At 65.0% G+C, this 25688-nt stretch carries 15 protein-coding genes; 5 read left to right on the plus strand and 10 right to left on the minus strand.

The annotated features are described in order from the left end of the window. Window positions 1-25 precede the first annotated feature (25 nt). From PSTAB_RS10275 to PSTAB_RS10290, 4 genes are read right to left on the minus strand one after another with little or no spacing between them, the layout of a single operon-like run. Window positions 26-1519 carry an efflux transporter outer membrane subunit gene (locus tag PSTAB_RS10275; protein WP_013982844.1) on the minus strand — a complete coding sequence of 498 codons (1494 nt, stop codon included), beginning with the start codon at window positions 1517-1519 and terminating at the stop codon, window positions 26-28. Continuing rightward, window positions 1516-4620: an efflux RND transporter permease subunit gene (locus PSTAB_RS10280; protein WP_013982845.1), complete on the minus strand. Its 3105-nt coding sequence runs from the start codon at window positions 4618-4620 to the stop codon at window positions 1516-1518. Before PSTAB_RS10280 ends, PSTAB_RS10275 begins: the two co-directional genes overlap by 4 nt. 28 nt (window positions 4621-4648) lie before the next feature. Beyond that, window positions 4649-7729, minus strand: a complete 3081-nt coding sequence (locus tag PSTAB_RS10285; protein WP_011913306.1) for an MdtB/MuxB family multidrug efflux RND transporter permease subunit — start codon at window positions 7727-7729, stop codon at window positions 4649-4651. Further along, complete coding sequence (locus PSTAB_RS10290; RefSeq protein ID WP_013982846.1) at window positions 7726-8970, minus strand: MdtA/MuxA family multidrug efflux RND transporter periplasmic adaptor subunit; 1245 nt, start codon at window positions 8968-8970, stop codon at window positions 7726-7728. Before PSTAB_RS10290 ends, PSTAB_RS10285 begins: the two co-directional genes overlap by 4 nt. 276 nt (window positions 8971-9246) lie before the next feature. Here PSTAB_RS10290 and murJ point away from each other — a divergent pair, with 276 nt between their 5' ends. Further along, complete coding sequence (gene murJ / locus PSTAB_RS10295; protein WP_013982847.1) at window positions 9247-10713, plus strand: murein biosynthesis integral membrane protein MurJ; 1467 nt, start codon at window positions 9247-9249, stop codon at window positions 10711-10713. Between the two features lie 102 nt (window positions 10714-10815). Here murJ and PSTAB_RS10300 read toward each other — a convergent pair whose 3' ends face one another. From PSTAB_RS10300 to PSTAB_RS10325, 6 genes are all read right to left on the minus strand, one after another. Further along, window positions 10816-12003 carry an NAD(P)-dependent oxidoreductase gene (locus PSTAB_RS10300; RefSeq protein ID WP_013982848.1) on the minus strand — a complete coding sequence of 396 codons (1188 nt, stop codon included), beginning with the start codon at window positions 12001-12003 and terminating at the stop codon, window positions 10816-10818. A 307-nt stretch (window positions 12004-12310) separates the two neighbouring features. Further along, the gene (gene tpx, locus PSTAB_RS10305) at window positions 12311-12811 is read right to left on the minus strand and encodes a thiol peroxidase (RefSeq protein ID WP_011913311.1); all 501 of its coding nucleotides are present in this window, start codon (window positions 12809-12811) and stop codon (window positions 12311-12313) included. A gap of 136 nt (window positions 12812-12947) precedes the next feature. After that, the gene (locus tag PSTAB_RS10310; RefSeq protein ID WP_013982849.1) at window positions 12948-14291 is read right to left on the minus strand and encodes an alanine/glycine:cation symporter family protein; all 1344 of its coding nucleotides are present in this window, start codon (window positions 14289-14291) and stop codon (window positions 12948-12950) included. A gap of 481 nt (window positions 14292-14772) precedes the next feature. Then, on the minus strand, window positions 14773-18453 hold the full coding sequence (locus PSTAB_RS10315; protein WP_049790817.1) for a translocation/assembly module TamB domain-containing protein: 3681 nt from the start codon (window positions 18451-18453) through the stop codon (window positions 14773-14775). Beyond that, window positions 18450-20132 (minus strand): autotransporter assembly complex protein TamA, encoded by a 1683-nt coding sequence (locus tag PSTAB_RS10320; RefSeq protein ID WP_230624853.1) that lies wholly within the window; start codon window positions 20130-20132, stop codon window positions 18450-18452. Before PSTAB_RS10320 ends, PSTAB_RS10315 begins: the two co-directional genes overlap by 4 nt. Before the next feature lie 201 nt (window positions 20133-20333). Then, a complete protein-coding gene (locus PSTAB_RS10325; RefSeq protein WP_011913315.1) occupies window positions 20334-20969 on the minus strand; it encodes a GNAT family N-acetyltransferase in 636 nt (211 codons plus the stop codon). A gap of 220 nt (window positions 20970-21189) precedes the next feature. On the opposite strand from PSTAB_RS10325, the gene xthA reads away from it, so the two are divergent. The 4 genes from xthA (at window position 21190) to PSTAB_RS10345 (ending at window position 25468) form a co-directional block, all read left to right on the plus strand. Further along, window positions 21190-22002, plus strand: a complete 813-nt coding sequence (gene xthA / locus PSTAB_RS10330) for an exodeoxyribonuclease III (RefSeq protein WP_013982852.1) — start codon at window positions 21190-21192, stop codon at window positions 22000-22002. A gap of 91 nt (window positions 22003-22093) precedes the next feature. Beyond that, window positions 22094-23467: a phosphate ABC transporter substrate-binding/OmpA family protein gene (locus PSTAB_RS10335; RefSeq protein ID WP_013982853.1), complete on the plus strand. Its 1374-nt coding sequence runs from the start codon at window positions 22094-22096 to the stop codon at window positions 23465-23467. Between the two features lie 96 nt (window positions 23468-23563). Continuing rightward, window positions 23564-24496: a carbohydrate kinase family protein gene (locus tag PSTAB_RS10340; RefSeq protein ID WP_013982854.1), complete on the plus strand. Its 933-nt coding sequence runs from the start codon at window positions 23564-23566 to the stop codon at window positions 24494-24496. 66 nt (window positions 24497-24562) lie between these two features. Further along, window positions 24563-25468, plus strand: a complete 906-nt coding sequence (locus PSTAB_RS10345) for an AraC family transcriptional regulator (RefSeq protein ID WP_013982855.1) — start codon at window positions 24563-24565, stop codon at window positions 25466-25468. The last annotated feature ends 220 nt before the right edge of the window (window positions 25469-25688 follow it).

Below are 25688 nucleotides of genomic sequence, written 5' to 3' on the forward strand. Positions count from 1 at the left end.
GGCGGGGCTTTTTTGTGTGGCCTGCTCAGAGTTTGCCAGTGCCCGTGGATAGCAGTGGATCCTGTTCCAGCTGCTGCGCGTCCCAGCCGCCGCCCAGTGCAGCGATCAGCAGGACGCTGGCGGTCAGGCGATCCCCCAGCAGGGTCAGGTTGGTGCGCTGGTTGTTCAACGCGGTGGTCTGCACGGTGGCCACGCTGAGGAAGTCGACGGTACCTGCGCGGTACTGGTTTTCGATCAGGCGCAGGGACTCCTGTGCGGCCTCCAGCGCCTCGCGCTGCACCACCGCCTCCTGTTCCAGCACGCGCAGCTGCACCAGGTAGTTCTCCACTTCGCGGAAGCTGTCGAGCACGGTCTGGCGGTAGTTAGCGACCGTCTGGTCGTAGCTGGCCTCGGCCCGCTCCAGTTCCGCACGACGGCTACCGAAGTCGAGCAGGGTCAGCGCCAGTTGCGGCCCCAGCGACCAGAAACGGTTCGGCACGCTGAACAGGTCGCTGAAGCTGCTGTTGCGATAGCCACCGCTGGCCGACAGTGTCAGGTCCGGATACCACGCGGCTTCCGCCACGCCGATGTTGGCATTGGCGGCCATCACCTGGCGCTCGGCCGAGGCAATGTCGGGGCGCCGTTCCAGCAACTGGGACGGCACTGCCAGCGGTACATCGGGCAGCGCCGGAATGTGCTCGCGTACGGCGATCTCCAGCTCCGACGGCGCGACGCCCACCAGCACCGCGATGGCATGCTCCATCTGCGCCCGCTGCCACTTGAGGTCGATGGCTTGCGCCTGGGTACTCTTGAGCTGCGTCTGCGCCTGGCTGACATCGGACCGGGGCACGATGCCGGCGCGGTACTGGTTCTCCGTCAGCCGCAGCGAGCGCGCATAGGCTTCAACGGTCTGGTCGAGCAGCCGCTGGTGTTCGTCGATCACCCACAGCTGCAGATAGGTCTGCACCAGCTCGGCCTGCAGGCTCAGGCGAGCCGCCGCAAGGTCCGCTGCGCTGGCCTGCATGTTCGCCCGATTGGCTTCGAGGTTGCGCCGCAGCCGACCCCAGATGTCGGCCTCCCAGGATGCGCTCAGGCCTGCTTCGTAGGTTTCGCCGACACCACTGGCGAAACTTCCGCTGGTGGAATCCGAGCGGCTGCCACCCTGCGCCGAGCGCGTGACGCCTGCGTTGCCGGAGAGGATCGGAAACAGCTGCGAGCGCGCCCCACGAACCAGTGCCCGCGCCTGACGAAACTGCGCCTCGGCCGCGGCGAGGTTCTGGTTCGAGACATTCAGCCGCGCCACCAGCGCATCCAGTTCGGCATCGCCGTACAGCCGCCACCACTCGCCCCGTTGCAGCGCATCGGCCGGCGTGGCGGGTTTCCAGCCTTCGGCCTGCTTGAATTCGCTGGCCACAGGCAGATCCGGTCGCTGGTAGTCGGGGCCGAGCGTGCAGGCTGCCAACGACAGCGTGAGCATGGCTACCGCCAGGGGGCGCAGGACATGGTTCAGCGATGAGGGGTGCAACGACGACGAGTTCATAGCGAGTTTTCCAGGGCGGCATCGGTGCGTACACCGCGCCAGCTGTTGAAACGGTGGCGCAGACGATCCAAGTACAGATAGACCACCGGCGTGGTGTAGAGCGTGAGGATCTGGCTCAGCAGCAGACCGCCAATGATGGTCAGACCCAGCGGCTGGCGCATCTCGGCCCCTTCCGCACCGCCGAGCAGCAGCGGCAACGCACCGAGGATCGCCGCCATGGTGGTCATCAGGATCGGTCGGAACCGCAGCAGACAGGCGCGATGGATCGAATCGGCGGGCGACAGCTTGTCCTGGCGCTCGAACTGCAACGCCAGGTCGATCATCAGGATCGCGTTCTTCTTCACCACCCCGATCAGCAGGAACAGCCCGAGCAGCGAAATCAGGCTGAACTGGTCGCCGGTAAGGATGATCGCCAGCAAGGCGCCTACCCCGGCCGAGGGCAAGGTGGAGAGGATGGTCAGCGGATGGATGTAGCTTTCGTAGAGGATGCCCAGCACGATGTAGACCAGCAGCAAGGCGCCGAGAATCATCAGCGGCTGGCCTTCCTGGGTCGTCTGGAACGCGCTGCCGGTGCCGCCGAGCCGCCCCTGCACCTCGCTCGGCAGTCCGATGGCCGCTACCGCGCGTTCGATGGCCAGCGTCGCCTGGTCGAGGCTGACGCCGGGGGCCAGGTCGAAGTCGATGTTCTCGGCGGCGAACTGCCCATCGTGGCTGACCCGATCTTCCTCCAGGCTGCGCTCGTAATGGGCGAAGGCCGCCAGCGGCACCCGCCGGCCATCGCCGGTGACGACGTGGATCTGCTCCAGCACTTCGGGGTACTGCGCGTAGCTCGGGTCGATCTCCATCACCACCTGATACTGGTTGAGCGATTCGTAGATGGTCGATATCTGCCGCTGGCTGAAAGCATTGTTGAGCAGCGTGGTCACGGTGCTCATATCGATGCCCAGGCGCTTGGCCGCGTCACGGTCGATCTTCAGGCTGATCTGCTGCGCGCCTTCGCCGTCGTTGGCGTCGATGCTGGTGAGCTCCGGCAGTTCGGATAGCGCCCGGGTTACCCGCGGTACCCAGGTACGCAGGTCGTTGAGGTCGCTCGCCAACAGCGTATAGGCGTAGGCCGAGCTGCTCTGCCGGCCACCGCCAAACTGCAGGTCCTGGTCGGCCATGAGGAACATGCGTCCACCGGGCACTTTCGGCTGGTTCTGGCGGATGCGCTCGATGACCTTCTGCGCCGAAATCTTGCGCTCGCCAAGCGGTTTCAGCCGCACGATCATGAAGGCATTGTTGATGCCGCCCTGCCCACCGATGAAGCCGGCCACGCTTTCCACCGCCGGGTCGGCGAGGACTGCCTTGCGGAAGATTTCCATCTTCGGCTGCATGACCTGGAACGACATGCCGTCGTCACCGCGGATGAAACCGGTGATCTGTCCGGTGTCCTGCTGCGGCAGAAAGGTCTTGGGCACCTGCACGTAGAGCACCACGTTCAGCGCGATGGTCGCCAGCAGGCTCAGCAAGGTGATGCGCCGATGACGCAGCGCCCAGCTCAGCGAGCGATCGTAGTAGCGCAGCAGCCATTGATGGGCATCGTGGCTCCAGCGCTGCAGACGCCCTTCCTTCTCCGGTTCGTGCGGCTTGAGCCAACGGGCGCAGAGCATCGGCGTCAGGGTCAGCGAAACCAGCAGCGACACCAGAATCGCCGCGGCCAGGGTGATGGAGAACTCGCGAAACAGCCGCTCGACGATGCCGCCCATGTAAAGGATGGAAACGAACACCACCACCAGCGACAGGTTCATCGACAACAGCGTGAAACCCACCTCGCGGGTGCCGACGTAGGCCGCCTTCAGCGGCGGCATGCCGTCGTCGATATGCCGTGCGATGTTCTCCAGCACCACGATGGCGTCATCCACCACCAGCCCGGCGGCCAGGATCAATGCCATCAGCGACAGCACGTTGAGCGAGAACCCGAACAGGTACATGACGGCGAAGGTGCCCACCAGCGACACCGGCACCGCCAGCGCCGGGATCAGTGCGGTGCGCAGGCGGCCGAGGAACAGGAACACCAGCACGATGACCAGGCCCACCGCAATCAGCAGCGTGCGCTCGGCCTCGTGCAGCGTCGCGCGAATCACCGGCGAGCGGTCCATGGCGATGTTCAGGTCGACGCTGCCCGGCATGATCGCCTGCAGGGCCGGCAGCTCGCGGCGGATGCCTTCGATGGTCTCGATGATGTTGGCACCGGCCTGGCGGTTGACGATCAGCAACACCGCCTGCTCGTTGTTGAAGAAGCCGCTGTTGTAGCGGTCTTCCACCGAATCCCGCACCCGTGCCACGTCGCCGAGACGCAGCGCGGCGCCATCCTGGTAGCGGATGATCAGCGGCGTGTAGTCGGCCGCCTGGTGCAGCTGGTCGTTGGCGCGCACCTGCCAGTGCTGATCGGCGTCCTCCACCATGCCCTTGGGCCGGCGCACATTGCCGTTGGCGATGGTCTGGCGCACCTCGTCCAGTGACACACCGTACTGTTCCAGCTGCTGCGGCTGCAGCTCGACCCGTACCGCGGGCAGCGAGCTGCCGCCGACCTGGATTTCGCCGACGCCGGACACCTGCGACAGCTTCTGCGCCAGGATGGTGGAGCCGATGTCGTACAGCTCGGCCTTGCCCAGCACCTCCGATGTCAGCGAAAGCACCATGATCGGTGCCTGGGACGGATTGATCTTGCGGTAGGTGGGCATGCTGCGCATGCCGCTGGGCAACAGGTTGCGCGAGGCGTTGATGGCCGCCTGCACGTCGCGTGCAGCGCCGTTGATATCCCGATCCAGATCGAACTGGATGATGATCCGCGTCGAGCCCTGGCTGCTGCGACTGGTCATCTGGCTGACACCGGCGATGCTGCCCAGCGAGCGCTCCAGTGGCGTAGCCACACTGGAGGCCATGATCTCCGGGCTGGCGCCCGGCAGGCTGGCCTGCACGGTGATCACCGGAAAATCCATGTTCGGCAGCGGCGACACCGGTAGCAGGCCGAAGCTGACTCCACCCAGCAGCAGGATCGCCAGGCTGAGCAGCATGGTCGCCACCGGGCGGGCGATGAACGGGGCGGAAAGGTTCATGCCTGCCCCCGCGCGATTGCAGTCCGGCTCACGCTTGCGCCTCCGCCAGCGGCTCGCGACGGCGCCCGAAGCGCTGGCCGAGGCGGTCGAAGAAGAGGTAGATCACCGGTGTGGTGAACAGTGTCAGCAGCTGGCTGAGCAGCAGGCCGCCCACCAGCACCAGGCCGAGCGGCTGGCGCAGTTCAGCACCGGATCCGGATGCCAGCATCAGCGGAATCGCACCGAACAGCGCCGCCAGGGTGGTCATCAGGATCGGGCGGAAGCGCAGCAGTGCCGCGCGGTAGATCGCATCCTGCGGGCTCATGCCTTGCTGCCGTTCGGCCTCCAGGGCGAAGTCGATCATCATGATCGCGTTCTTCTTGACGATGCCGATCAACAGGATGATGCCGATGATCGCGATCAGCCCCAGGTCGTTGCCGGTCAGCAGCAAGGCGAGCAAGGCGCCTACCGCTGCCGAGGGCAGCGTCGAGAGGATGGTGATCGGGTGGATGTAGCTCTCGTAGAGCACGCCGAGCACGATGTACATGGTCACCACCGCGGCAAGGATTAGCAGCAGCGTGCTCGACAGCGAGGCGCGGAACGCTTCCGCGGCGCCCTGGAAGCGCGTCTGGATGCCGGCAGGCAGGCCGATCTCCTGCTCCACCGCCTCGATCACCTGCACCGCCTTGCCCAGCGACACGCCACTGGCCAGGTTGAACGAGAGCGTCACCGCCGGGAACTGGCCGATATGGTTGATCAGCAGCGGGGCGTTGCGCTGCTCCAGCGTCGCCAGGCTGGACAGCCGTACCGGCGTGCCACCTTCGCTTTGCACGAACAACTGTTCCAGCGCCTGCGGACCCAGGCGGTTGCCCGCCTCCGCTTCCAGCACCACGCGGTACTGGCTGGCCTGGGTGAATATGGTGGAAATCTGCCGCTGGCCGAAGGCGTCGTACAGCGCATCGGTGATGTCCGCGACCTGGATACCCAGGCGCGCCGCCGCGTCGCGATCGATGTCCAGGTAGATCTGCAGGCCATTGCTCTGCAGGTCGCTGGCCACGTCGGTCAGCTCCGGCCTTTCGCGCAGGGCCTCGACCAGGCGCGGCGTCCACTCCTGCAGCAACTCGCTGTCCGGCGTTTCCAGGCTGAACTGGAACTGCGTGCGGCTGACCCGATCCTCGATGGACAGGTCCTGTACCGGCTGCAGATACAGCTCGATACCCGGCACCTTGGCCAGCTCCGGCCGCAAGCGATCGATCACCTGGCTGGCGGTCAAGTCGCGCTCGCCGTGGGGCTTGAGGTTGATCAGCAGACGCCCGCTGTTGAGCGTGACGTTGTCGCCGTCCACGCCGATATAGGACGACAGACTGTCCACCGCCGGGTCGGCGAGGATCACCCGGGCCAGTGCCTGCTGGCGCTCGCTCATGGCGCGGAAGGAGATCGATTGCGGCGCCTCGCTGATGCCCTGGATGACGCCGGTGTCCTGCACCGGGAAGAATCCCTTGGGTACGGCGAGGTAGAGCACCACCGTCAGCCCCAGCGTGGCCACCGCCACCAGCAGGGTCAGGGTCTGGTGGCGCAGCACCCAGGTCAGCCAGCGCGAGTAGCCGCCGATCAACCGCTCGACCCAGTCCGGCTTGGCCTCGGCGACACTGTGCGGCTTGAGCAGCTTGGCGCACATCATTGGCGTCAGCGTCAGCGAGACCACCAGCGAGATGAGGATGGCCACCGCCAGGGTGATGGCGAACTCGCGGAACAGCCGGCCCACCACGTCCTGCATGAACAGCAGCGGGATCAGCACGGCGATCAGCGAGAAGGTCAGCGAAATCAGCGTGAAACCGATCTGCCTGGCACCCTTGAGCGCGGCGTTGAGCGGTGTCTCGCCCTCTTCCAGATGCCGCGCGATGTTCTCCAGCATGACGATGGCATCGTCCACCACGAAGCCGGTGGCGATGGTCAGCGCCATCAGCGTCAGGTTGTTCAACGAGAAGCCGCACAGGTACATCACGGCGAAGGTGCCGACCAGCGACAGCGGCACCGCGATCGACGGGATCACCGTGGCCGACAGCTTCTTGAGGAAGACGAAGGTCACCATCACCACCAGGAAGGTGGCGAGCATCAGCTCGTGCTGCACGTCCCGCACTGCGGCGCGGATGGTCTGGGTGCGGTCGGTGAGCACCACCACGTCCAGCCCGGCCGGCATGCTGGCCTTCACTTCCGGCAACAGCGCCTGGATGCGCTCGACCACCTCGATGACGTTGGCGCCCGGCTGGCGCTGGATGTTCAGCAACACCGCCTGGCTGTCATTGGCCCAGGCGGCCAGGCGCTCGTTCTCGGCACCGTCGACGATATCGGCGACGTCCTTCAGGCGCAGGGCCGCACCGTCCTGGTAGGTCAGGATCAGCTCGGCGTATTCCTCCGGCGTCTTCAACTGGTCGTTGGCATCGAGCATCGACACCCGGGTCGGCCCGTCGAAGTTGCCCTTGGGCTGGTTCACGTTGGAGCTGGTGATCAGCGAACGCACGTCTGCCAGCGACAGCCCATAGGCCGCCAGCGCCTCGGGGTTGGTGCGGATACGTACCGCCGGGCGCTGACCGCCGGCGATGCTGACCATCCCCACTCCGCTGATCTGCGCCAGCTTCTGCGCCATGCGCGTATCGACCAGATCGTGCAGCTTGGGCAACGGCAGCGACTCCGAAGTCACCGCCAGCGTCAGTACCGGCGTGTCGGCCGGATTGACCTTGTTGTACACCGGCGGTGCCGGCAGGTCGTTGGGCAACAGGTTGTTCGCCCCGTTGATCGCCGCCTGCACCTCCTGCTCGGCCACATCCAGTGCGACATCTAGCGAAAAGCGCAGGGTGATCACCGAGGCGCCGCCGGAACTGGTCGACGACATCTGTGCCAGCCCCGGCATCTGGCCGAACTGGCGCTCCAGCGGCGCGGTCACGGCGCTGGTCATCACCTCCGGGCTGGCGCCCGGATAAAGCGTCATCACGCGGATGGTCGGGTAATCCACCTGCGGCAGCGCAGCCACTGGCAGCAGCTTGTAGGCGATCAAGCCGGCCAGCAGGATCGCGACCATGCTCAGCGTGGTCGCGACCGGGCGCAGGATGAACAGACGGGAGATGTTCATTGCGCCTCGCGCTCCGCGGCCTCGCCGCCACCGAGCACCGGGTTCTCGGCGGCCTCTTCGGCCATGCGGCGACTGCCGACCACTTCCACCTCGGCACCGTCACGCAGTCGGTCGGTCCCCTCCATCACTACCCGCTCACCCACCTCGAGCCCCTCGAGCACCACCGTCGTCTCGCCGTTGCTCGGCCCGGCCTTGAGCAGACGCAGCTGAACCTTGCTGTCCTCGCCAACGACGTAGGCGAAGGTGCCGCGCGAGCCGAACTGCAGCGCCGCGGTCGGAATCAGCACGGCATCGCGCAGGGTTTCGACCCGCAGGCGAACATTGACGAACTGGTTGGGGATGAGCAGTTCCTGCTCGTTGTCGAAACGCGCCTTCAGCCGCAGGGTGCCGGTGGTGGCGTCGATCTGGTTGTCGATGCTCTCCAGCACGCCCTCGCCGAACATGACCTTTTCACCACGGTCCCAGATCTGCACCACGAGCTTGTCGCCCTGGCGGTAGCGGGTCAGCACCGGCAGCAGATCGCCTTCCGGCAGCGTGAAGCTGATCGACATCGGTTGTGTCTGGGTGATCAGCACCAGCGGCGTGGTGTCATTGGCGGCGACCAGATTGCCGACATCGAGCTGTCGCAGACCGACGCGGCCATCGATGGGCGCGCGGATCTGGGTGAACTCCAGGTTCAGTCGCGCTTCGTTGACCGCCGCCTGATTGGCCGCCAGCGTGCCCTGGTACTGGCTGACCAGCGCTTCCTGGGTATCCAGCGTCTGCTTGGCAATGCTGTCGTCGGCATACAGGCCCCGATAGCGTTCGAAATCCACCTGGGCGTTCTTCAGCTGCGCGCGATTCTGCTGCAGAGTGCCTTCCGCCTGCTGCAACGCCACCTTGTAAGGGCGCGGATCGACCACGGCGAGCAGATCGCCCTTCTTGACGCGTTGTCCCTCTTCGAAGCGCAGCTCGACCAGCTCGCCCGCCACACGGCTGCGCAGGTTCACCGTGTTGAGTGGCGTGACGCTGCCGAGTGCCTTGTTGAACACCTCGAACTCGCCCTGCTCCACCTTGGCGACGCGCACGGGAACCGCCCCGCCGAATGCACCGAAGCCGGGACGGCCGCCCGGGCGCTGCGGCGCTTCCTTGTTGGGAGCAGGCCACAGCCACCAGAGCAGCGCTGCGATGGCAATGACGACGAGGATCAGGAGCGCCCAGCGGAGGCTGGAGCGCGCGGTAGTGGGATGCGTCTCGGACATGAACGGAGTTCGCTTGAAAAGGAGCGTGAACCATAAGCAGTCGCGAACCGCTCGCAAAGTGCCTTTACGGCATTTTTACGTATCGACATGTATGCGAACGGGTCGGCGCGGCAGACCGGAACCATGCGGCAGGTCTTAAGTCTATTTAACGTTCTTCTCGCGGCTCCGCGGCGAGAAAAACGCTGTAAGCGGGCCTCGCGCCGCGCAGCACGTCGAAATCGGACATTGTCGTGTCGTTAACCGGTCATTGCATCGATGACCGCATAGGATCAAGGAATGAATGTATCGCTGGTCATTCTGGCGTTGACTGTCGCCAGTTTTCTTCTGGGTTTTCTTCGCGACCTGTTCATTGCCCGCTCTTTCGGCCTCAGCTGGGAAGCGGATCTCATCTTCGTTGCGCTCATCCTGCCGCTGTTCTTCGAGAACTTCCTGGGCCTGGCATTGCGCGACACCATGATTCCCTACCTCCAGAAGCTACGCAGCCAGTCGCAGTCTCTGTTCGAATCCGTCGCGCGCTGGCTCTACTGGCGCATCATGCTGCTCGGTGGCGCAGCCTGCGCGCTGATCCTGCTGACCAGCTACTGGGTGCTCAACGCCCTGGCGCCGGGCTGGACGCCCGAGCAGGTCGCCAACGGCCAGCTGGTTTTCTGCGTCGGCGCGCTGCTGATCGGCGTCCAGGCCGCGCTGTACTGCCAGGGCGCGCTACTGAACATGGACAACGTGTTCATCATGCCGATGACTCGCACCCTCCTGCTCAATGCCGGCGCGATCATCGGCATTCTGCTGTTCGAGCCCAGCGGCATGGTCATCTTTCTCGGCATGCTGCTGCCCCAGGTGGTGCTGATCGTCCTGCAGCATCGACGCATCCATTACCTGCGCGGTGAGGCGATGCCGCTCGAGAAAGGCCATGGCAGCCAGTTCGGCCTGGCTTTCGCGCCCATTCTGCTGGCAGCCGGTGCGCAGCAGGCCTGCATACTGGCCGAGCGGATGTTCGCCTCGTTCCTCGAGGAAGGCAGCATCACCATGCTGTCGTTCGCGTTCCGTATCGTCACGATCCCGCTGACCCTGTATGCCATGTCGGTGCTGTCGGTGCTGTTCCCGCAGTTCTCCTCCAGCTGGAACGACGAGGACCACAACGCCCACGCCGCGGTGATCCGCAAGGGGCTGCTGGCGACTTTGCTGTTCCTGGTGCCGGCGACCGTGGTGCTCTGCTCCTTCCCGGAGGCCGTGGTGGCGGTCCTACTAGAACGCGGCGAATTCGGCGCTGCGCAGACCCAGGCCACCGCCTCGCTGATGGTCATCTACGCGCTCGGCCTGCCGGCGATGGGTCTCGCGCTGCTCTGGGGGCGCGCGCTGCTCGCGCAGCATCAGGCTCGCCTGTTCCTGGTCATCACATTGATCAGCTCGACCATGACCATCGCGCTCGATGCACTGCTCTATCGGCATTACGGCGCCGCAGGCCTGGCGCTGGCGTTCTCCAGCGGCGCCGCGCTGCAGGCACTGTTCATGGGCCTGTTTGTCTATCGCGCCTCGCCGCGCGGTGCCGGCGTACCGGTGCTGGTTCGCTGGCTGGCGACGGCAACCGTGCTGGCGGTGGCGCTGCATTTCGTACCGCAGCCAGAGGGGTTCATCCAGCTGTGCCTGTATATCGGCCTGGTGCTGATAGGCTTCGCCGCTGGCGTGATGCTGCTGGGTGAGCGGGATCTGTTCAAACCTGGCTACTGGTCCATGCGCAAGGCCTGAGGGGCGTAACGGCGGTAAGCGACTGCCGCATCTTCCCGCAATCAATCGCACAAACGAAAAGGCCGCTGCAGATGCAGCGGCCTTTTGCTGTGCGCGTCGCGCTCAACCACCCAGGGCAAGCATCCCCATCGTGTTGATGCAGGGGGCCGTCCTGCCTTCCGACTTCGACTCGACTTCCACCAGCCGCGGTTTGCGCTGCTCCATGACGATATCCAAGGCGCGGCTCGGCAGGATGTCGATATCGTCGAAGGTAATGATCTGGCCAGGCTCGACGGCACGCTTGAGCGCCGTCTTGCGCAGCAGGCCGATCGGCACGTGATCCGGATGCTGGGCCAGCTTGATCGCCTCACCGCGGAACTGGAAGCCGCCGATGCCACGCTCGATCAGCTCGCCCGGCTTCATGGCGCGCTTGGCGATGGCGGCAACCCCGAGGGTCGGCTCGGTCGAGTTGTTGAGCAGCACGCCGCCGCCGCTGAGCACGCGGCGTACGGTCTTGCCCACTTCCAGCGAGCACAGATGGAACGGCCGCACCAGCGTGTAGAACGGGCCGCGTCCGAGCTTGAAATATTCGATGGCCCGGGCCTGATCCTCGTCGTGCCTGCCTACCAGGAACACGCCGCCAGCCGGGTAGCCGGAGGGGATCACGTAATCGACGATGGGCTGCCCCACCCGTTCGGCCATCATGCCGAGCAGGCTGGCGCTGTCGTCCAAATTGGTCGAGGCGAGACCTTCCATGCCCTGACGGGTGATGGTCGCACCCAGCCCGTTGCCGATGATCACCTGCTCGATCTGCACCTTGGTGCCGTCGGTGAAGGAGGTCGTCTGATCGACGCTGATGCCTTGCCGGTTGGCCCAGTAGGCCATGTCCTCGGGGGAAGGGTCATGGTTCAGATAGCCCTTCATGTTGCCGTAGACCAGCGGCTGGAAGCCCATCTGCAGCGCATCCTCACGCAAGGCCGCCAGCGAACCGGGCTGATCGCCCTCGGCTTCCGTGAGAAAGCCCTTGCCCGCCAGGTACGAACCCGTGGTGACCTGCAATTCGGCGTTGACGGTCACGACCTTCAAGCCGGCTTCGAAGGCGCGCTCGATGACGACCGTTCCGTGGAACACATCACCACTGCACTCGACGATCAGATCGGAATTGTCGATCAGCTCGTCCAGCGAATTGGTAAGGACGTCCGCCAGCGGGAAGTCGGTCATCGTCGAAAGTGGTCGGCGCGTGAGGACACGGGAAATCTGCATGTCCTGATAGTGCTGTTTGATCAACCGGACGAAGCCGTGGGCGATCATTCCGGTTCCGGATACACCGATTCTTTTGATTTCTGAGGTAGGCATAACTGAATCCATTCAATGGGCATCAGCTCTATGACAGCAGCCGTGCGAAAAGATTTTTTAAAAAAGCTGCCTAATTGCCATGTTTGTGGCGCTGCGCTCACCCTTGAAATCCTGGGCACGGGCATGACGGAAAGTAGTTGGCCACCTCGGTTTGCGCTAATTGACGACGACAGACGGTTTCGCTTGAACTGCTGGCTTTCCGTCGCCAAAAAAAAACGGCGAGCCCCATCAGGGCTCGCCGCCGAGCTGCTAGCGGTGCACTTCAGCCAAGCGAGGCGATGGCCGCCTCGTAGTTCGGCTCGCTGCCGATCTCGCTGACCAGTTCGCTGTGCAGTACGCGGTCCTGCTCATCCAGCACGATCACCGCGCGTGCGGCGACGCCTGCCAGAGGGCCGCTGGCCAGGGCCACGCCGTAGTCGCGAAGGAATTCGGCACCGCGCATGGTCGACAGGTTGACCACGTTCTCCAGCCCTTCGGCACCACAGAAACGCTTCTGCGCGAACGGCAGGTCGGCGGAAATGCAAAGCACCACGGTGTTTGCCAGGGCGCTGGCCTGGGCGTTGAACTTGCGTACCGAGGTGGCGCAGGTCGGCGTATCGACGCTTGGGAAGATGTTGAGGATCTTGCGCTTGCCGGCAAAGGCTGCCAGCTCGACGTCGGCGAGGTCGGCGCCTACCAGGCGAAACGGCTTGGCCTGCTGGCCGGCCTGCGGAAACTCGCCGGCTACCTGGACGGGGGTGCCTTTCAGGGTGACTTCTGTCATTGCTTCGCTCCTCGATGGGTGACACGAAAAGGCCGCGGGGCCATCAGCCCCACGGCCTGAAAGAGGGCCCGAGTGTAGCCTCGGACCGCCGATCGGTGAACCGCCAGCTAGGGCGATTACCGACCGTTATCGGACATCAGCTGCGCGCGAAATACTCCTTGGTCAGCTTCACCACGACCGGGCTCAGCAGCAGCAACGAGACCAGGTTGGGGATCGCCATCAGGCCGTTGAGCGTATCGGCCAGCAGCCAGGCGAAGTCCAGCTGAGCGATCGCACCGAAGGGCACCGCCAGCACCCAGATCACCCGGAACGGCCAGATGGCCTTGGTACCCACCAGGAATTCCCAGCACTTCTCGCCGAAGTAGCTCCAGCCAAGGATGGTGGTGAAGGCGAAGACCACCAGCGCGATGGTCAGGATCACCCCACCGATGCCCGGCATCGCCGACTCGAAGGCCGCCGCGGACAATGCCGCGCCGCTGGCGCCGCTGGTCCAGACGCCGGTACAAATGATCGCCAGGCCGGTCATCGAGCAGACAATGATGGTGTCGATGAACGTGCCCAGCATACCGATCATGCCCGAGCGCACCGAGCTGGTGGTTGTACCGGCGGCCTGGGCGATACCGGCGGTACCGAGACCGGCCTCGTTGGAGAAGATCCCGCGCGCGACACCGAAGCGAATTGCGGCAATCACCGCGGCACCGGCGAAACCGCCAGTGGCGGCGATCGGCGTGAAGGCATGGGTGAAGATCAGGTCGAACGCGGCCGGGATCGCGGAGGCATTCACCACCAGCACCACCGCACCAGCGATCAGGTAGGCCAGGCACATGAAGGGAACCAGCGACGCGGCCACAACGCCGATGCGGCGGATACCGCCGAGAATCACCAGGCCGACCACGACCATGGTGATCAGGCCGGTCGCCCACAGCGGCACCGAGAAGGTGGTTTCCAGCGCGTGGGCCATGCTGTTGACCTGCACCATGTTGCCAATGCCGAAGCCGGCCAGCCCGCCGAAGATGGCGAACGCAGTGCCAAGCCAGACCCACTTCTTGCCCAGCCCATTCTTGATGGCATACATCGGGCCGCCGACGTGCTCGCCACGGTCGTCCTTCTCGCGGTAGTGAACCGCCAGCACGACCTCGCAGTACTTGGTGGCCATACCGACCAGCGCGGTGCACCACATCCAGAACAGCGCGCCCGGGCCGCCGAGGAAGATCGCCGTGGCGACGCCGGCGATGTTGCCGGTACCTACCGTTGCGGCCAGCGACGTCATCAACGCCTGGAACGGGCTGATCTCACCGGTGGATTCGTCGCCCTTGGCACGACCGCGCCACATCAGGGCAAAGCCGGTACCAATGCGGGTCAGCGGCATGAACTTGAGCATGATCATCAGCACCAGGCCGGTGCCAAGGATCAGGACCAACATGGGCGGGCCCCAGACGAGGCCGTTAATGGTGTTGACGAGGTTGTTCAGAAATTCCATTCGAGCACCTTATTTCTTATAGGCGAGTTCCCTCGCGTTGGGGTCGCGCTACCGTGGAGCCGTTGAAAAACATGACGCTTGTGGCGGTGGTTTTTCAGCGACCAGGTAACGACGATTCCGATCCGCCTCTGGAGCTTGTAAGCGCTGAGGTCGACAGCGCTTTGCAAGACTCGTGCTAGAGCGTTGCGCGGCGGTGACCGCGACGGCCGGAAGCCTGGATGCTACCACTGCATTCGCTCGTTGGGCGCGGGGCAATCGCGCCAGATTCGATGATCGAATCGACGCCGGAATCAGACCGAACGGTCAAACCCTGCAGGCCCGCGCCCGCCGGATAGCAAATGGCACGGAAAGCGAACTCAGCGTAGCCCAGTCTGGTGCACGCGCCAGTGGTCGCTGACTCGCACTGGTGCGGCGGTCGCGGCAAGGGAGCGGCCTGACGGGCGCACGGCGTCGGACGCCACGCACCAGCGCCGTGCCGCGGTCAGAAATCGCGGCGATAGAAGACGTCGAGCGAACTGGCCAGGCCGCTGGCCGCTTCGAGAAAGATACGTCGGGTCAGCTGATAACGCAGGGCAATGGTGTTGGTCGGTTCGAACACGCCCACGCCGTAGCGCAACGCCAGACGTTCGGTAAGCCGTCCAGTGGCGATCACACTGGTGCCGGCGCCCGTTCCCTCTGTGTCGAGCTGGAAGTCCTGGATGCCGAGCCGCTGCGCGAGTCCGCCGGTGATCGATGAACTGCCAGCCAGGCCGAGCCCCAGCGCGGCCTGGGCCAGCAGATTGTTATCGCCGGAATCGGCGCCCAATGGCCGACCCAGGACAAGATAGGCCAACGCCTGTTCCTGACTCATGGCCGGTTCAGAGAACACATCGATACGCGGTTGCTCGGCGCTGCCGGTGATGCGCAGGCCGGCAACGACGTTCTCCGCCTCGATCCGGCGGATCGCCTCGATATTGAGGAACGGCTGGCTGATCAGGCCGGTGAACAGCAGCTCGGCCCGGCGGATGGTCAGCCGCTGGCCATAGGCGCGATAGCGGCCGTTCTTCAACTGCAGCTCGCCACGGGCATCCAGGTTGTCGCCGATATGCAGGTAACCGGCAAGGTCGGCGGTCAGGCCGAAGCCGGAGAAGCGCAGGCGGTCCTGGCCGACCTCCACATCGATATCCATCTTCACCGCCAGTGGCGTGGCCTCCTCCTCGGCTTTCCGGCCGACGATCACGGTGTCCTCTGAGACCTTCACCGTCGCCGGAGGCAGTTCACGCACGGTGATCGCGCCCCGTGGCACCTCGACCCGACCGCTGACCGCGAGCTGCTGGCCACTCAGCACGATGCGCAGATCCGGCTCGACCTCGAGATCCGCGTAGGGCTCGACCACCACCGGCAGGCGGTCGCCCTTGATGGCCAGATCCAGGTCCAGCTCGTCCTGCCAATCCAGCGTACCGCTGAGGCTGCCGCGCCCCTGCTCGCCGGCACGCCAGCCGCCATCGATGTTCAGGCGCTCGCCCTCGATCAGCAGGCGTACCCGCAGGTCCTCGAAGGTGGTAGGCAGTTCGCTGCCGGCGATTTCGCCGCCGGTCAGCAGCAATTGGCCGTTCAGGGTGGGTTGCTGCAGGCTGCCGGCGAGCTGGCCACTGCCATTCAACTCGCCACGCAGGCGCTCCACCATCGGCACGAAGGGTCGTGCCACTGCGAGATCGAGACCGCTGAGGCGGAACTCGCCGTCGATCGGCTTGGCTTCGGGACGCGGGTCGATACGCAGCTGCACGTCCAGGTCGCCCAGTTCGCCACCGGCAAAGCGCAGCTCGCTGTCGACCCGTTCAGGCCGCAGGCGGCTATTGAGCGCCAGGGTCTGGTAGGGAAAGTCGTGCCACTGATCCGCATCGCGGATGCGCAACACGCCGGGGCCGGCGTCGACTTGCACCTGCCCGTTGGGCCCTGCCGCAGGCAGATCCAGTTCGATGTCCGCGTTCAGCTCACCCTGCCAGGCGAAATCCTCGGGCAGGTAGTCGGCCAGGGATTGCAGGGCGAAGTCGCGCAGCCGATAGCGGATCCGCGGATCAGGCATCAGCCGCTGATCTTCGGCGCAAAGGCTGGCGGGACCGGAAAGCCAGCAGTGCGCGCCGAGATCGAGGCGGCCATCGGCCAGGCGCTGCAACGACGCCGGGCGTTGTAGCGCCCAGTTCTGTTGCTGCGCGCTGAGCTCACCGCGGGTGAGCCGGCCGATCCAGTCATCGCCGCGCAGACCACCGTCGAAGGCTAGCACCAGGTCGAGCAGTGGCCCCTGCAGTTCCAGCTCGGCCTGGTGCTGCGCGGCGGTGCCCTGGCCGTTCAACTGCAGCGTTCCCAGGTCGGTTTCGCCGGCGCGGATGCGCTCCGCCCTCAAGGTCAGGCGGCCACGCTCGCCTTCGGACAACTCGCCCTGGACGCTCAGCCGCCGCGCCCGGTTGTCCTGATAGCCAAGGTTGCGACCGTCGAGTGCGACGGTGCCACTCGGTGCATCAGCGGTTCCGCCGAGCCTGACCTCGCCGGCGAGCTGGCCGTGCAGATCAGGCCAGAGCTGCGCCAACCGGCTCAGTTCCAGCTGCAGTTGCCCGTCCAGCGTCTGCGCCCAGCGGCCGCTGCCATGCACACGGTTGTCTCCCATGCGCAGATCGATGCTGGGCAGGTTCCAGCTTTCGCCCTGTCCGTCGGCCTGTAACTGCAGGCTGGTGGCCTGCCCACGCAGCCGGCCAGCGATGTCCAGCTGGGCCTCGGCCTGCAGAAGTTCGTCGCGCAGCGCGCCGCTGGAGCGCAACGTGCCACCGAGCCTGCCTGGCAGCTCCGCCAGCCAGTAGGCGGGATCGAGATCGCTCAGCGCCAGGTCGGCCCTCCAGTCGATGCCGTCCGCGAAACCGACGCTCAGCGAACCGCTGGCGCTGCCCTGCCCGGCCCGCAGCGCCAGTTGCGGTAGATGCACGGCTTCGAGATTGCCGCTGACCGGACTCGCCAGCGTGAAATCGCCGGCCGGTCCGGTCATGGACGAGTCGAAGTTGCCGAGGTAGTTACCGTTGTCGTACTGGACCTGCACGTTGAGTTCGCGCAGCGTCACAGGCGGCTCCTCGAGCTCGGGGTAGAGCCGGCGCCAGGGAAAGTCGCGCCACGCCAGCTCGGCGTTGGCGGCCAGGCCGTCCTGCCAGGCGACGTCGCCGCTCAGGCGCACCCGGCGCTGTTGGCCGGCATCCAGTTCGAGCACGGAGATCTGCGCGCCGCTCGGATTGACCACGCCTTCGAGCGCCAGGCGCACGGCGCCACCCTCGCCCGGCAGGCGACCAGTACCGAGCAGGCGGTAGCCGTCTCCCATGTTGCCGCTGGCAGTGAGCTCCAGCTCACGCACGCGCAGGGTTTCGGGCAGATCGGGCACGGCCTTGAAGCCGTCGGCGGTGAGCCTGATGGTCGCCGGCAGCTGCTCGTCCAGCGCACGGACATGGCCGCTTAGCATGCCGTCGAGGTAACCCTGACTTTCGACCTCGAGCCGCACCTGCTCGCGCAGATCACCCTCGACGGCAATCTGCAGGGCCCACGGCTGCTCGTCCGGCGAGCGCAGTGCGGCCTGCCCTTGCAGCTGCAGCGGCCATGCACCACTGGGCTGCAGACGGCCGTCGAGCACCAGGTCGAGGTCGTCCCGGCGCAGCTCCAGACGGTGGATGTCCAACCCGTCCGCGCGCCAGTCGGCCTGCACGTGCAGGCGACGCAGCTGTTCGCTTTCGTTGAGCGTCAGCCGACCGATCTCGATACGCTCGACCTGCAGCGCCAACGGCAGCTTCAGCTCCGGCAGGCTGAACGGCTCGGCGTTCGGGTCAGGCTCGGATGGGGCGAAACTGAGTTCGATATCCCCGGTCACCAGCTCCTCGATGCACAGAGTGCGTTTGAGCAGGCACGCCGGTGACCAGGCCAGACGCGGTTGTTGCACCTCGACGCGATCCTCGCCCTGCGTCCAGACCAGGCGCTCGGCCTGCCAGCGCTGGCCGAGCCGGCCTTCGAACGCTTCCACGTTGAGCCCAGGCACTTGCGCCAACAGCCAACGACTACCGCTCGTGGTGCCCAGCAGCGTGCCGAGGCCGATCATAACCAGCAGCAGCAAGGCCAGCAGCGTCAAGCCAATACCCCACAACAGCCGCCTCACAGTTCCGGCCCCATGGAGAAGTGCAGCCGCACGCCACCCTCGCTATCCAGCGGGTGGGCCAGGTCGACGCGAATCGGCCCGACCGGCGAGACCCAGCGCACGCCGACACCGACTGCGCTCTTCAGCGTCGGGATCTCCAGCGAATTGAATGCGTTGCCCTGATCGACGAAGGTCGCGATCCGCCATTTCTCGGCGATGGAATACTGATACTCGGCGCTGACAGCGAACTGATAGCGACCGCCGATCTTGTCGCCGTCGGAGTTGGTCGGCGACAGGCTCTGATAGTCGTAGCCACGCACGCTCTGATCGCCACCGGCGAAATAGCGCAGCGATGGCGGCACGTTGACGTATTCATCCGTCCAGTTGCCGCCCAGTTGCACCCGACCGAGGAAACGATGGCGCTGCCCCAGGGTGGTCAGCCCGCGCAGCAGCACGTTGGCGTGGATCAGGTCGGCATCGGAAAACACGCCGTCCTTGGCCGCCGCCACTTCGAACTGCAGGCGGTAGCCCTGGCTGGGATCGATGCGGTTGTCGCTGCGCAGGTAGCTGTAGGCGACGCCGGGCATCAGCAGCGTGCTCAGCCCTGAATCGTCGCCGAGGCGGTATTCCTCATGCTGCCATTTCAGCGAGAGCACCCGTAGCCAGCCACTGGGCAGGCGGCTGTGCCATTCCGGGCCGACCTTGAGCAGACGGCTCAGCGTGTCGGTGCCGGCAATCTCCTCGTACTGGTAACCACCGACGAAGCGCAGCTTGTCGGTCAGCGGCGGATCGAGCGGAATGTCGTACCAGAGCCCGACGTTCTGCCGCGGTGCGGAGAGCTCGGTTTCCGCGCCATAGCTGTGCCCTTGCGGGTTGACCCAGTGGCGCGTCCAGTTCAGGCGGATGCGCGGCCCGACGTCGGTGGAATAGCCAAGGCCGAGGCCAAAGGTGCGCGGCTTGCGGGTGGTCAGGGCAACGGCGACGGGAATGCGCTGCTCACTGGCGCTGGCGGGGTTGGCATCGACCCGCACGCCCTCGAAGTAGCCGCTGGACTGCAGCGCTTGGCTGAGTTCGGCGATCAGCTCGGAGTCATAGGGCGTATCGGCCTTGAACGGCACCATGCGCGAGAGCAGGTCGTCATCGAATGGCGCATCGCCCTCGAAGCGCACGTCGCCGAGGCGATAACGCGGCCCGCTGTCGAATACCAGCTCGACATCGGCGGTGTTCTCCCGGGGGTCGACCGCCAGGCGCTGGCGGGTGAAGCGTCCGTCGAAATAGCCGTAGCGCGAGGCCTGGTTGAGGAACTGCTGCTTCACGTCCTCGTAGCGACCATGATTGAGTACGTCACCCTGGCGCAGGCTGCGCTGGGCGACGCGAAAGCCCGAAAACTCGGCCGCTGGCCCTTCCAGGCGCACGGTGATGTTGCGCAAGCGCACCGGTTCGCCGGTCCGCACTCGCAGCACCAGGGTCGGTTCCTCGCCCTCGCGCACATCGGTGCGGATGCGGCTGCGGTAATAGCCAAGCGCCTGCAGCGCTTTCTCAGCCTGACGCTGCGCCACCCGGCTGTAGCGCAGCAGCTCGCGCGCATCCCGATCGCCCAGGTCGCCGATGTAGTTTTCGATATTCTCCCGCAACGCGCGGTTTTCCGGCTCGACCCGTACGTCCAGCTCGGCCGCGCCGGCCTGAACGCCGCTCAACATCAGGATCGCGATTGCGGCTACCAGCAGGCCGACTCGGTTCGTTTTACGCATGGCGCGCAATGCTAGCACGGGCTGTCTGGCATGCCCGAGCACGCGGGCCAGAGGGTATGTAAGGCGATCTTGCGGGGGGACGGGCATCGGCTGACATCGCGAGACTTCAGTCCAATCAGACTGACCCGGCCGGATAAAATTCGCCCACACCTAGCGTGCCGCTTCCATCCGCCGGGGCGCCGGATGGAAGAAGACGTGTTCGACGACCGGCCCTACTGCCACCTGGCCGATTTCTTCGTAGCCTTGCCGTTGATAGAAGTTCAGGTAGCGCGGGTTGCCGGTGTCGATGACCAGGCCCTGGGAGGTTTCGTCCTCGGCACACCACTCATGCACCGCTTCCAGCAACTGCTCGCCATAATGCTGGCCCTGGAACTGCGGGTGCACGCCAAGCAACGGCAGCAGGTGCACGGCACCGCTGGGCAGGCAGGCGAGCACCGCGGCGTGGTAATCCAGGTAGCGCCGCGTGCAGCGAAAACCGGCAGTCAGCAGCATCCGTGCCCGCCAGGCCCAGCTCTCGGTAATGTCCAGCCGACGCTGCGGCGGCGCGATCAGCGCAACGGCGATCAGCCGGTCGTTCAGCAACAGCCCCAGCGCCGGTTGCTGTTGCAGGAAATGCTGGTTCACCAGTTCACGCACCGTGGCGCGGACCCGCTGCTGATAGCCCGGGCGGTCGGCCTCGAAGAGGTAGGCAAAGGTCGGTTCGTGGCGGTAAGCGTGATACAGCAGCGAACGGGTTTCGCGGTCGTAACCACTGTCGAGCGTGCGAACCTCGGCGGACATCGGCATGACGACTCTCGGCTTTTCATGATGGATGATTGCAACTTAGCAGCGCTTCGCGCGGCCCGCCATGTCGACGGATGACCAGCGGTGCTCGGCGCGACAATCGCCATGACGGTGCCTTTGTACCCGTCACGTGGTGTCTCTAGAATCAGCCCTTCAAGTCCATCAGTTACAGTGCGCGCCGTTGATACGCGGCGCCGACAGCGTCCTCTTCCATGGAACTCTCATGAAAATCGTTTCGTTTAACATCAATGGCTTACGAGCCAGACCTCACCAGCTTTCTGCGATCATCGAGAAGCATCAGCCGGACGTCATCGGCCTGCAGGAAACCAAGGTGGCCGACGAGCAGTTCCCGCAGGCGGAGATCGAGGCCCTCGGCTATCACGTCCACTATCACGGACAGAAAGGTCACTACGGGGTCGCCCTGCTCTCGCGCCAGGCGCCGCTGGAAGTTCACAAGGGCTTTCCCAGCGACGGCGAGGAGTCGCAGAAGCGTTTCATCTGGGGCCGTTTCGCCGATGCAAATGGTCAACCGGTCACCGTCATGAACGGCTACTTTCCCCAGGGCGAAAGCCGCGCCCATCCGGTGAAGTTTCCCGCCAAGACCAAGTTCTATGCCGATCTGCAGGCCCTGCTCGAACAGCGTTTCAGCCCGGACGAATCGCTGGCGCTGATGGGTGACTTCAATATCTCGCCGCAGGATTGCGACATCGGCATCGGCGAGGTGAATGCCAAGCGCTGGCTGCGCACCGGCAAGTGCAGCTTCCTGCCGGAGGAGCGCGAGTGGCTGGAGCGCATCAAAGGCTGGGGCCTGCAGGACAGCTTCCGCACCCTCAATCCGGAGGTGGTCGATCGCTTCAGCTGGTTCGATTATCGCAGCCGTGGCTTCGAGGACGAGCCGCGTCGCGGCCTGCGCATCGACTACATCCTCACCACCCATGCGCTACATGAACGGGTGACCGATTGCGGCGTGGACTACGATATCCGCGCGATGGAGAAGCCGTCCGACCACTGTCCGGTCTGGATCGAGCTGCGTTGAACGCCATCGATACCACGCCGGGCGCGCCGTCTGTCATCTTTCGGTAACCGGATCGTCTTAATCTCGCGGCCTTCTACAAGGAGGTCGCACGATGGCGCCATGTTTCGCTGCTGGACGGTTCTGGATTCGGCTTTTCTCTCCTCTGCTGCTGGCGGTGGCAGCCAGCAGCTCGACCGGCGCCCTCGCCGCACTGCCGATCCCGGCAGACGGGTCCGCGGTACTGAGCATCCACGGCTCCAACACCGTTGGCGCCAAGCTGGCCCCCATGCTCATCGCCGGGCTGTTCGAAGCCGAGGGCTTTCAGGACATCAGCATTCGGCCGACCGAGGTCGAGAACGAGCAGCGGGTCAGCGCTCGCACGCCTCAGGGCAAAGCGGTAATCGCCACGGTGGCCGCGCATGGCACCGGTACCGGCTTCGCTGGGCTTAAGAATGGTCAGGGTGATCTCGCAGCAGCGTCCAGGCCGATCAAAACGAGCGAGCGCGCCGAGCTGGCCGAGCTGGGGGACATGCGCAGCGCCAAGGCGGAACAGGTGATTGCCATCGATGGCCTGGCCATCGTCGTGCATCCGGGCAACCCCGTCGATTCATTGACCACCGCGCAACTGGCCCGGCTGTTCGCCGGCGAAATCCGCAACTGGCGCGAGCTCGGCGGACAGGACCTGCCGGTGCGGCTGCACGCGCGCGATGACCGTTCCGGTACCTACGACACCTTCAACGAGCTGGTATTGGCGCGTCAGGGCAAGTCGCTCTGGAGCGACGCGCGTCGCTATGAGTCCAACGACGAGCTGTCCCGCGCGGTCACCCTGGATGCAGGTGCCATCGGCTTCACCGGCCTGGCCTCGCTGGGCAAGGCCAAGGCACTGGCCATCGCCGATGGCGACTCGCAGCCGATGCTGCCCTCCCGCGCCCTGGTCGCGACCGAGGACTACCCGTTGTCGCGCCGGCTGTTCCTCTATGCCCATCCGCGCAAACAGTCGCCCTGGACCGAGGCCTACATCGAGTTCATCCATAGCAAGGCCGGCCAGACCATCGTCGAGCGATCCGGCTACGTCGCCCAGCATGTCGAGGCGATTCGGCAAACCGCCCTTGCCGACATGCCCGCCTTCTATCAACAGCTGGCGAGCGAAGCCCAGCGCCTGACGGTCAACTTCCGCTTCGAGGAAGGCAGCGCCCAGCTGGACAACAAGGCCCAGCGTGACCTCGAGCGGGTCGTCGAATACCTGCGCGATAACGGCAAACTCACCGACAGCGCGGCATTGGTGGGCTTCGGCGATGCGACGGGCGATCCGGCGCGCGCGGCACTGCTGTCCAAGCTGCGCGCCATGACGGTGCGCCGCGAACTCAACAAACGAGGAGTGTTTCTCAAGGAAATCAATGGGATGGGCTCCGAACTTCCGGTTGCCTCCAACGATGCGGGAAGCGGCCGAGTGAAGAACCGCCGGGTAGAAGTCTGGGTGTACTAGCAGTGCAAGATCGTATCGGCGACCGGCCACCGGCGTACTGTCTCGGTGCCGGCGCCGCGTTTAAGCTCGGCGGATTTCCAGCAGCAGGAATCCTCCATGTACCTCGTCTGTGGTGAAGCGCTTTTCGATGTGTTCACGGGCCCGGGCGCCAGCGGCAATCGCCTGAATCTGGAAGCGGTGGCCGGTGGTTCGCCGTATAACGTGGCGGTCGGCCTGGCGCGATTGGGTGTCAAGGCGGCGCTGCTCGGCGGATTGTCCAACGATCACTTTGGCCAGCGCCTGCTCGGTCTGCTGCAGAAGGAAGGCGTCGATACCGGGCAGCTGGTGATCTTCGATGCACCGACCACGCTGGCGATGGTTGCACTGGGCAGCGATGGCGCGCCGGTCTACAGCTTTCGCGGTGACGGCTGTGCCGACCGTCTGCTGCAGCCCGAACAGTTGCGGCCGCTGCCCGACAGGGTCCGCGGCATCCACTTCGGTTCCTACTCGCTGGTGGCCTCGCCCATCGCCGAGACGCTGCTGGAACTGCTGCGCCGTGAACAGGCACAACGCCTGATATCCCTCGACCCGAACGTGCGGCTCAACGTCGAGCCTGATCTTGCCCGCTGGCGCGAGCGGGTCGAGGCCTTCGCCGGGCAGGCCCATCTGATCAAGGTCAGTGACGAGGATCTGCGCCTGCTTTACCCGGGCGTCGAACCACATGGCATTGCCGAACGCTGGCTGGGCAACCGCGCCGAGCTGGTGGTGATCACCCGGGGTGGCGATGGCGCTCAGCTGTTCAGCCGGCAGCACGGCCAGCTCGCTATCGCTGCGCAACCAGCGACGGTGTGCGACAGCGTAGGCGCTGGCGACACGTTCCAGGCCGCCCTGCTGGCCTACCTGACCGAACAACGGCTGGACTCCCCAGCGGGGCTCGCACAGATGTCGCCGGCACAGCTGCAGGCCATGCTCGAATTCGCCAGCAAGGCGGCAGCCATCACCTGTTCCAGACGTGGTCCGGAGCTGCCTTACCGATACGAAATTGCCTGAGCGATTTTGCCATCGTCGCCAGAGCGGCTATAACGCTTCGATGCCTTTCTCGACAACGGACCCTGCATGAGAGCGTTGAAGATCTCCGACCCGTCCTACGAACTCATGGACGATCACCATGGCAACTCACTGATCTACCGCGAGCACGGTTTCCCCTGCCCTCTGGTGCGCTGGCACAACCACAAGGAGTACGAGCTGCATCTGATCGTCGCCAGCTCGGGCAAGGTTTTCGTCGGCGACTACGTGGGCAATTTCGGGCCGAACAGCCTGTTTCTCACCGGTCCGCATCTGCCGCACAACTGGATCAGCCAGGTCGAGGAAGGCGAAGTCGTGGCCAAGCGCGACATGCTGGTCAACTTCACCGACGAAATGCTGGAGGCCGGCCACAGCGTGTTCTCCGAGCTGCGCAGTTTCACGCCGATGCTCGAACGCTCGCATTACGGCATCGAATTTCGTTGCCCCAGCACCATAGACCAGGCCGGCGAGCTGATGCAGCGGATCGCCGACAGCCGCGGCGCCACCCGCCTCGGCTACTTTCTGATCATGCTCGAGCTGCTGGCGCGGTGCGACGACTACCAGCTGCTCTCCGGCGCCACCTCGGCACAGCTGAGCGACGAACACCATGCCGACCGCACCAACATGGCGGTCAACTACATCTTCGAGCACTACATGCGTGAACTGCCGCTGGAAGAAGTCGCCAGCCATCTCGGGATGAAACCCACCTACTTCTCGCGCTTCTTCAAGCGCGCCACCGGCCGCTGCTATGTCGAGTTCGTCAACAGCCTGCGCATCAGCAAGTCCTGCGAGCTGTTGCTCGATCAGGACAAGCCGGTTACCGACGTCTGCTTCGAGTCGGGCTTCAACAACCTGTCCAATTTCAATCGCCGCTTTCAGCAGCTCAAGGGCATGACGCCGTCCTGCTATCGCCGCCTGGTCGAACAACGGCTGACCGAACAGAACCTGGCCGGCTGATACGCTTCCGGCCAGCCGAATTCGACGCCCTCTTCCTCGCCCGTTGCTCCGCACACCTCTCTAAGGTCATGGAAAAGCCTTGTTCTTGAGCCTCTTGAAGGCGTCTGGGTAGCGGCACCGTGGGCGGTCGCCCTCAGTCCAAGGAGTGCAAAAACGTATCGGTAGAAGTGCAGTCACGGCTTTGTCGCGCTGCCACTTCGGGCGCTGTAATGCCCACGAG

Source organism: Stutzerimonas stutzeri (assembly GCF_000219605.1).
In the GTDB taxonomy this organism is placed as follows: domain Bacteria; phylum Pseudomonadota; class Gammaproteobacteria; order Pseudomonadales; family Pseudomonadaceae; genus Stutzerimonas; species Stutzerimonas stutzeri.